The following is a 1,580-nucleotide window of genomic DNA, read 5'->3' as shown; positions in this document are numbered from 1 at the left end:
ACCGGATAAGCCACCTAGAGATCATCACGAGGATGAACGGAAAAGAAGGGAAGATGAGGAGCAACAGAGAAAGGATGAAGAGGCTGAGGGGACGGATAAAGATAATAAATCTGACCTTTATGATGAGAACGGAAAATATACTGGAGGAAGAACCCAAGAAGAGTTGGATGACTTGGCTACAGATCCAGATAGGGGCCATGTTTTAGATGACCAAGGAAAAAAGGAAAGAGAAGTAGGCTTAGCTCTAGAAGAAAGAGGAGTTCTAGGCAGAATAAAGAGAGATTCTGGTGGAGCTGAGTTTTATGACGAATTATCACATAATAAGCAACGTTGGGATGTCAAGAGCTATGAGTCTTACCCTAATGGTCACACCGATCCTAAAAAGGGAGCATTTAGCGTGAAAACTACACTGAAGAATATGTACAAAAAATTGAATAAAGGCATCAATATAATAGTTGATACCAGACAACTAATTCCTGAACATATCGAGCAATTAAAAGAGGCTATTGTTAAGGAAGGGTTAGTTGATAGAGTAATTTGGTATCCTTAAATTAAGGGTGGTATAGAATGGAAAATAAAAAAAATATAATCGCACAGCTAGAGTTGCATCAAGTATGGTTAGAATCAGCAGGTGAAAACGGAAAGAAGTTAATACTTGACGAAATTAACTTAGAGTATATTGATCTGTCGAAGTTTTCCTTGAAGGAAGCTAGATTGATCAGTTGTTCATTTGATAACGTGAACTTAGAAGCGGGAAATTTTATTTTAACATGGGTTTGCTCTTCAACGTTTAGAAATGCTTGGTTAAAGCATGCTAGCTTCTATAAAGCAAATGTATCTTATGCTAATTTTAGTAATAGCAATCTTAAGAATACTAAATTTACCGATTGTGAGAGTGAAGAGACGGTATTTTTAGGGGCTGATCTATCAAATGCTGATTTAAATATTTGTTATTTTAGTAGTGTAGACTTTAGAGATGCAGTACTAGATAATGCTAATATTGAAGATTCTTTTTTTGAAGATGTTTTAGTTAAGGGAGCAAGTTTTAGAAATGTTAAGGGAATTGAGAACGCTAATATTATTAGTATAAATATTGGAACTCCCGAGCATCCTGTAACCTTAGATAAAGAACAGGCAAAGAAATGGATTTTTGAAAATTGTATGTGATGCTCTACTTCACACAATCGGTTAGTTAAGACATTGTGGTTTATTTGCCCTTGTTTCAACCCCCACTCAGTGCTGAATAAGTAGGGAAGCTGATATCAAATAGACTTAAACCATGTAACACCAACATAAAGATTTCTCCATTTCGGTTGTACGCGCATCAAATGCATTATTTTATACCCTAAATAACGCTGTTCCGATACATCTAGCAGGTTGATTATGGTCAGATAGCACCGTAATCGACCTGTTTTTTTGTTACCTTCACTTTCTCATCAAACGCATAAGTTCGTAGGCTCAGACGGTCTTCATCTAGGTACAACTACGGAGAAGCTGGATCTGGCGGAGCAAGTGAACAGCCAAGGGACGGAGGTACAGCTCGAAGCTTCCGTGCATCAATTCTATGGCGAGCCGCTGCT

General features: G+C 37.5%; 1 protein-coding gene and 1 pseudogene. Both read left to right on the top strand.

Annotation, left to right across the window (positions count from 1 at the left end; genetic code table 11):
* Positions 1-550 (top strand): annotated as a pseudogene (locus D328_RS31325) (hypothetical protein); the annotation flags it as partial.
* Between the two features lie 17 nt (positions 551-567).
* Positions 568-1,167, top strand: coding sequence for a pentapeptide repeat-containing protein (locus D328_RS0128070; RefSeq protein ID WP_018888335.1), 600 nt, complete (start codon positions 568-570; stop codon positions 1,165-1,167).
* Positions 1,168-1,580: the final 413 nt, after the last annotated feature.

The organism is Paenibacillus massiliensis 2301065 = DSM 16942, assembly GCF_000377505.1.
Classification (GTDB): domain Bacteria; phylum Bacillota; class Bacilli; order Paenibacillales; family Paenibacillaceae; genus Paenibacillus; species Paenibacillus massiliensis.
The sequence above is the reverse complement of the archived record's forward strand: the minus strand, read 5'-3'. Positions and strand labels throughout refer to the sequence as shown.